The 7,242-nt window shown below is 55.5% G+C and carries 7 protein-coding genes; 1 reads left to right on the forward strand and 6 read right to left on the reverse strand.

Annotation, left to right across the window (positions count from 1 at the left end; all coding sequences use genetic code 11):
* The coding region (lon, locus tag RSB01_RS12665) for an endopeptidase La (RefSeq protein WP_332625592.1) at positions 1 to 1,987 on the reverse strand (1,987 nt) is incomplete at its 3' end.
* A gap of 257 nt (positions 1,988 to 2,244) precedes the next feature.
* Positions 2,245 to 3,513 (reverse strand): ATP-dependent Clp protease ATP-binding subunit ClpX, encoded by a 1,269-nt coding sequence (clpX, locus tag RSB01_RS12670; RefSeq protein ID WP_332591845.1) that lies wholly within the window; start codon positions 3,511 to 3,513, stop codon positions 2,245 to 2,247.
* Positions 3,514 to 3,767: 254 nt separating this feature from the next.
* Here clpX and RSB01_RS12675 point away from each other — a divergent pair, with 254 nt between their 5' ends.
* On the forward strand, positions 3,768 to 4,370 hold the full coding sequence (locus RSB01_RS12675; RefSeq protein ID WP_332619741.1) for an HAD-IB family hydrolase: 603 nt from the start codon (positions 3,768 to 3,770) through the stop codon (positions 4,368 to 4,370).
* 4 nt (positions 4,371 to 4,374) lie between these two features.
* Here RSB01_RS12675 and RSB01_RS12680 read toward each other — a convergent pair whose 3' ends face one another.
* The 4 genes from RSB01_RS12680 to RSB01_RS12695 all read right to left on the reverse strand — a co-directional run.
* Complete coding sequence (locus RSB01_RS12680) at positions 4,375 to 4,695, reverse strand: hypothetical protein (protein ID WP_332591843.1); 321 nt, start codon at positions 4,693 to 4,695, stop codon at positions 4,375 to 4,377.
* Positions 4,696 to 4,843: 148 nt separating this feature from the next.
* Positions 4,844 to 5,485 carry an ATP-dependent Clp protease proteolytic subunit gene (locus RSB01_RS12685; RefSeq protein ID WP_167177776.1) on the reverse strand — a complete coding sequence of 214 codons (642 nt, stop codon included), beginning with the start codon at positions 5,483 to 5,485 and terminating at the stop codon, positions 4,844 to 4,846.
* A 108-nt stretch (positions 5,486 to 5,593) separates the two neighbouring features.
* Positions 5,594 to 6,559 (reverse strand): hypothetical protein, encoded by a 966-nt coding sequence (locus RSB01_RS12690; RefSeq protein ID WP_332619744.1) that lies wholly within the window; start codon positions 6,557 to 6,559, stop codon positions 5,594 to 5,596.
* Between the two features lie 24 nt (positions 6,560 to 6,583).
* Positions 6,584 to 7,242 (reverse strand): hypothetical protein (locus RSB01_RS12695; RefSeq protein WP_332625594.1); only part of this gene is annotated, 659 nt, incomplete at its 5' end.

The raw sequence follows: 7,242 nt of genomic DNA on the forward strand, positions 1-7,242 counted from the left end.
CGTGGACGTGGATGTCGATTTTCTCGAACATCGGTGGTTTAACGCCAATGCTGAGCGCGCGACTGCGGACATAGGATGCCGCCGCCGAAATCGATTCCTTCATCACATCGCGCAGATTGCCCGTTACGGTCATGCGACCGCGACCCGGCATTTTGAGCGCCTCGATGGTCAGGATGTCGCCACCAAACTCGGTCCAGGCCAGACCGGTCACGATGCCGACCTGATCCTCGGCCTCGGTTTCGCCGTGGCGGAACTTACGCACGCCCGCATATTCAGCCAGCTTGGCCGCATCAACGGTGATCGACTTGGCCTTGGTCTTGGCCATTTCGCGCACGGCCTTGCGGGCCAGACCGCCCAGAGCACGTTCCAGATTACGAACGCCCGCTTCACGGGTGTAATAGCGGATCAGGTCACGGATCGTGTCTTCCGGAATGATCAGCTCGCTGTCCTTCAGGCCGTGATCGGTCAACTGCTTGGGGAGAACGTGACGTTTGGCGATCTCTACCTTCTCGTCTTCGGTGTAACCCGAGACACGGATGATCTCCATGCGGTCCAGCAGCGGCTGGGGCATGTTGAGGCTGTTTGCCGTGGTGACAAACATCACCGGCGACAGGTCGTAATCGACCTCCAGATAGTGGTCGCCAAAGGTGTTGTTCTGCGCAGGGTCCAGCACTTCCAGCAGCGCCGAAGACGGATCACCGCGCCAATCGGCACCCAGCTTGTCGATCTCGTCCAGCAGGATGAAGGCGTTGGTGGTTTTCGCCTTCTTCATCGACTGGATGATCTTGCCCGGCATCGAACCGATATAGGTACGACGGTGACCGCGAATTTCGGCCTCGTCACGCACGCCGCCCAGCGACATGCGGACATATTCACGGCCGGTTGCCTTGGCGATGGATTGTGCCAGCGAGGTTTTACCCACGCCCGGAGGACCAACAAGGCACAGGATCGGACCCTTATGCGTGCCGGTGCGCGCCTGCACAGCTAGATACTCTATGATGCGTTCCTTGACCTTCTCCAAGCCATAATGGTCGGCTTCGAGGATAGCCTCGGCCTTGGTCAGGTCGATCGGCTTGGCCTTGGTTTTGCTCCACGGAATCGAGAGCAGCCAGTCCAGATAGTTGCGAACCACGGTCGACTCCGCCGACATCGGGCTCATATTGCGCAGCTTTTTCAGCTCTGCATCGGCCTTGATGCGGGCTTCCTTCGACAGGCGAGCCTTGGCGATGCGCTTTTCAAGCTCCATCAACTCGTCGCGCTGATCGTCTGTTTCACCCAGCTCGCGCTGGATCGCCTTCATCTGCTCGTTCAGATAATACTCGCGCTGGGTCTTCTCCATCTGGCGCTTCACGCGCGAGCGGATTTTCTTCTCGACCTGCAGGACCGAGATTTCGCCCTCCATCAGGCCATAGACCTTTTCGAGGCGAGCCGGCACGTTGACGGTTTCCAGCAGAGACTGCTTTTCACCGATCTTTACGGCCAGATGCGCAGCCACGCTGTCGGCCAGCTTGGACGGGTCGGAAATCTGCGGGATGGAGCTGAGGGCCTCGGGCGGCACCTTCTTGTTCAGCTTCACATAGTTTTCGAACTGCTCGACCACAGCACGCAGCAAGGCTTCGGACTGCGAGGCATCGCCTGGCTCGTCATCGATCGCTACGGCTTCGGCTTCGTAATAATCTTCACGATCCGTGTAGCTGAGCAGACGCGCACGCGACTTGCCCTCGACCAGAACCTTTACGGTGCCGTCGGGCAGTTTGAGCAGTTGCAGAACGCTGGCAATCACACCCGTCGGATAGATAGCGTCCGTGGCAGGATCGTCGTCGGTCGAGTTCTTCTGGGTGGCCAGCAGGATCTGCTTTTCGCCCTTCATGATTTCGTCGAGCGCACGCACGGATTTTTCGCGGCCGACAAACAGCGGCACGACCATGTGCGGAAAGACGACGATGTCTCTCAACGGCAGGACTGGGAGAATTTTGCTCTCGGTCATGGTGCTTACTTTCTGGGGCCTTTGTGAATCTCCGGCCCGTCAAAGCCAATCAGAAGGAACAACCCGCCCCTCCTTCCCGACTCGACCCGCATTGCGGCATTTCGGAAGATTATGTGGGACGTGCGCCCGCAGGTTCAAGCTTCACACGGGATTGGCCCACAGAAGTCTAGGGTCCGGCGCGTCTATAGGGCCATATATGCAACAAGGCGGCCCCGATGGAGCCGCCTTGAAACAGTTAAGCCTGAAAATCTTGGGCTTTAGGCCGCAGGATCGGCTTTTTTCTTCTTCGTTTCCGAATAGATCAGCAGAGGCTGGGCGCGGCCCTCGATAACCTCGGCATTGACCACCACCTCTTCCACGCCCTCGAAGCTGGGCAGGTCGAACATGGTTTCCAGCAGCACGCCTTCCAGAATGGAACGCAGGCCACGGGCACCGGTCTTGCGGGTAATGGCCTTCTTGGCCACGGCCGACAGGGCGTCCTCGGTAAAGGTCAGCGACACATTTTCCATCTCGAACAGTCGCTTGTACTGCTTGACCAGAGCGTTCTTAGGCTCGGTCAGGATGGTGATGAGCGCGGCTTCGTCGAGGTCTTCCAGCGTGGCTAGAACCGGCAGACGGCCGATGAATTCAGGGATCAGGCCGAAACGCATCAGATCGTCCGGCTCGACCTCCTTGAGGACCTCGCCCATGCGGCGCTCGTCGATTTCCTTGACCTTGGCACCAAAGCCGATCGACGCACCTTCGCCACGTGCCGAAATCACCTTTTCGAGGCCGGAGAAAGCACCGCCGACAATGAACAGAATGTTGGCGGTATCCACTTGCAGGAACTCCTGCTGCGGATGCTTGCGGCCACCTTGCGGCGGAACCGAAGCGACAGTGCCTTCCATGATCTTCAGCAAGGCCTGCTGCACGCCTTCACCCGACACGTCGCGGGTGATGGACGGGTTGTCGGACTTGCGGCTGATCTTGTCGATTTCGTCGATGTAAACGATGCCGCGCTGGGCACGTTCAACATTGTAATCCGACGCCTGGAGCAGCTTCAGGATAATGTTTTCAACGTCTTCGCCCACATAACCGGCTTCGGTCAGGGTGGTAGCGTCGGCCATGGTGAACGGCACATCAATGATGCGCGCCAGGGTCTGGGCCAGCAGGGTCTTACCCGAGCCGGTCGGACCGATCAGCATGATGTTCGACTTGGCCAGTTCGACGTCGGAGTTTTTCGACGCGTGGTTCAGGCGCTTGTAGTGGTTGTGTACGGCAACCGACAGCACCTTCTTGGCGTGCGACTGACCGATCACATAATCGTCCAGAACGTCGCGAATCTCTTTCGGTGTCGGAACACCGTCCTTCGACGTTTTGAGCGTGATCTTCTGTTCTTCGCGGATAATGTCCATGCACAGCTCGACGCATTCATCACAGATGAACACGGTCGGGCCCGCAATCAGTTTGCGGACCTCATGCTGGCTCTTTCCGCAGAAAGAGCAGTAGAGCGTGCTTTTGGCGTCGGTACCGGCGGCTTTGGTCATAGACCCATCTCACTCTCCGCCATCTCCACCGGGATTGGGGGAAAAGGCGACTTCCTTGATGTTAGACACTAGAATCTAAGCATCAAAGTCTTCAAAAAATAACAATCACCCATCAGAGGTTCCGCCACAAGCCCGATTAGCGAGCGTGGCGTACTTAAACAGCCACTCTGCGGGTCATTATGCGGAACATAGTTGGAATGTCACAAATGGGTAATCCCGACGCAAAGCGCCAGCCCCCTTTTCGCACAAGCGAAATGCCAAAGGAAATAGTGGCGTTTGATTTCGACGGCACCCTGTCGATTCGCGACAGCTTTACTGCTTTTCTGAAATGGCGCGTCGGACCAATGGTTTGGGCCGCAGGAATGGTTCAGCTGATTCCTGCCGCTCTGCGCTATGTGGTTGATCGTGATCGCGGAGCCATCAAGGCCGCCTCGGTTGATCTGTTCCTCAAGGGACTGAGCCGCAAACAGATTAGCGACGAGGCCGAACGCTATGCCAGTTCAGTCTATGCGCGGTTCATGCGTCCCGACGCCCTCGCCTGCTGGGAAGAATGGGGCAAGAAAGGCGTGCATCGCGTGATTGTCACGGCGTCGCCCGAGACGACCATCGAACCGTTTGCGCGACGCCTGAAGGCCGACAACCTGATTGGTACCCGCTTCGAGTTCGATGCCAGTGACAAACTGACAGGGCGCTTTGCCACCCCGAACTGCCGTCGCGAACAAAAAGTCCTGCGTATCCGCGAGGTCTATGGCGATGATGTGCGCATTCTCGCCGCCTATGGCGACACATCCGGCGACGAGCAAATGATCGCAGAGGCAGAGGAAAAGGGCTTCCGCGTTTTCACCGGTCGCCCCTGACTACTCAATACCCTTTGGAATCCACGCCAAAATTGACTGGTTTCCCTCGCGAGGCCGGCTCCCAGCCCGCTTCCAGAATCGAACGGATACAGGTCTTGACGACGTCCAGATCGACCTTTTGCTTTTCCAGATCCGGAGAACCATTGGGTCGATAAACCATCGGAAATTCTACGATGGCTTCACGTTTGTAATCCTGATGGCGAAGGGTGATCGCCATCCCTTCCCATTCGCGCTTGCCGACGGGACGCGGTTGGCGGCGAAGGCCCCAAACATAGATCTCGCCATCGACCTCAACGGTCCCGCTGGTTTCGTTAGTGTACTGCATGGGCGGCCTGATAGCACAAACCGCTGTCGGGTCGCCATGTCGGTTTAATCCGGCTGCCCTCTTCCTCAAACCCATATGACGCGCATACGATTCGGGGCAGCAAGGTGAACCCTGCTGCCCCGAACAATAAAACCGTATAGGCTGAGGCTTAAGGAGCCTTCACACCGTCGGCATCGGCCTGGATACGGCGGTCGTAGACGTGATCCACAATACCCCAGGCCTTGGCTTCTTCGGCGGTCATGAAGTGATCGCGGTCCAGAGTGCGCTCGACTTCCTCATAGGTGCGGCCGGTGTGGTGCACATAGATTTCGTTGAGGCGGCGCTTGGTGGCGATGATGTCCTCGGCGTGACGCTCGATATCCGAGGCCGTACCGCGGAAACCACCCGAAGGCTGGTGAACCATGACGCGGGCATTCGGCAGAGCGATACGCTGCCCCGCCTCACCGGCCGTCAGGATCAGCGAACCGGCGGATGCCGCCATGCCCATCACCACGGTCGAAACCGGCGACTTGATGTATTGCATGGTGTCATAGATCGCCAGCGCCGAGGTCACCTGACCACCCGGGCTGTTGATGTACATGCTGATTTCCTTTTTCGGGTTTTCCGATTCAAGGAACAGCAACTGGGCACAGATCAACGAAGCCATGCCGTCCTCGAAAGGCCCGGTCAGGAAGATGATCCGCTCGCGTAGCAGACGCGAGAAAATGTCGAACGCGCGCTCGCCACGGCTGGATTGCTCCACCACCATAGGAACGAGGTTGTTGGAGATGTAATCGATCGGATCGCGCATGTTGGCCTTTTCGAGAATCTCGGGGCGACTCAACGGTCACCCTCGTGTTCATCAGGATATCATCACCCACCAAGGGCGATGCAAGGCCATCAACGCACAAGATGTCGATTATGGCACTTCGTTCGCTTCGAGCTGCTCCTGACGCCTCAAGGGGCGTCGGATTTGCCGCTCAGCCATCAGGTATCTCAATTCTGACATCTGATGGGATTTAAGTTTATGAGTCAGATCAGCGCTGTAGATAGACCTGAGGTAAGCTATATCCCATTCCGTAAGGCCTGAAACATCTCTATCAGAATTGAGCGACAGCACAGAATGATATCCGGAGTAATCAGAATCCATATTGACGCGCGTTAGAGCTATCATGGCGATATAATCCGCAATCTGCGGCACGCTGATACCAGACAATTTTTCCATATCTAGAATGATGAGCGCGCTAGACAAATCAGTTCGGAGACCACTTCTAAGATTAGTCGATGTCACCTCTACGAGAGGAAAATCTACTATACCTTTAAAATCATTAGACCCAATTCCGCCTGAAGAATATTCACCAGTGACGTGATCATTCTGCATTCTAACAGCAGATTGGCCAGTATCCGGATTAATTAGCATAGAAGTATGCCACCAGCGCACAGGCAGTTCGTTTACAGAAAATCTCTCCAATGCTTGCCTAGATCGTCGCGCTCCACTCACATCTGGTAGAAGTGTGTGCCTATAACGATCAACAATCTCGCGGGTTGTTTCGTTAGCATTTGCCGCAGCAATGACAATTACATTGGCTGAACACCCCGGATCGCCGGACTTTACACCGACCTCTAGAGCCACTTCTGCAACACGGTCAATAATATACTGGGCTGTACCGTTTTGCATATTGACGACACTGACGCACATGTCGCGATGCCAACGGGCCACGTTCAAATTGTAATCAGGGACCGTAATATCGCGGACAAATCCAGAAACTTGCTCATCAAGTCGCCGAGCCGACACCACGACATCATCAACAGCCATTGGAGTTTCGACCTCTTGAGGACCCGAACTCAACAGCAAGCTAGCGGCCAGTGCGCTTGTAATAAACATGGTGGCTCCCCCTAAAATTGAATATCAATTATGAATTTTGTTCGCTTCAAGCTGTTCCTGACGTCTTAATGGGCGCCGAATTTGCCACTCAGCCATCAAGAAGCGTAATTCTGTCATCTGATGGGATTTATTTTTGTGAGTAATATCGGCGCTATAGAGTGTTTTAAGATACGCCATATCCCATTCTGTAAGGCCAGAAATATCCTTATCTGAACTGAGCGACAGGACAGAATGATACCCTGAGTAATCAGCGTCCATATTGACGCGCGTGAGGGCTATCATGGCGATATAGTCCGCAATCTGCGGCACACTGATACCAGACAATTTTTGCATATCCAGAATGATGAGTGCGCTAGACAAATCTGTGCGAAGGCCCGTCCTTAAGTACGTCGAGTTCACCTCAACCACAGGAAAATCCATAGGCAGTTCAACACCACCACCACCATTATACCAGCCAGTAATATGGTCTCCCCATCTTCTTGCTGCTGACCGCCCAGTATCTGGGTCAATCAATATGGAAGTGTGCCACCAGCGCACAGGCAGATCGCTTACCGCAAATCTTTCCAATGCCTGTCTCGATCTTCTCGCGCCACTCACATCGGGCAGAAGTGTGTGCCTATAGCGATCGACAATCTCGCGGGTTGTTTCGTTAGCATTTGCCGCAGCAATGACAATTACATTGG

Source organism: Brevundimonas sp., from assembly GCF_036659295.1.
Classification (GTDB): Bacteria; Pseudomonadota; Alphaproteobacteria; order Caulobacterales; family Caulobacteraceae; genus Brevundimonas.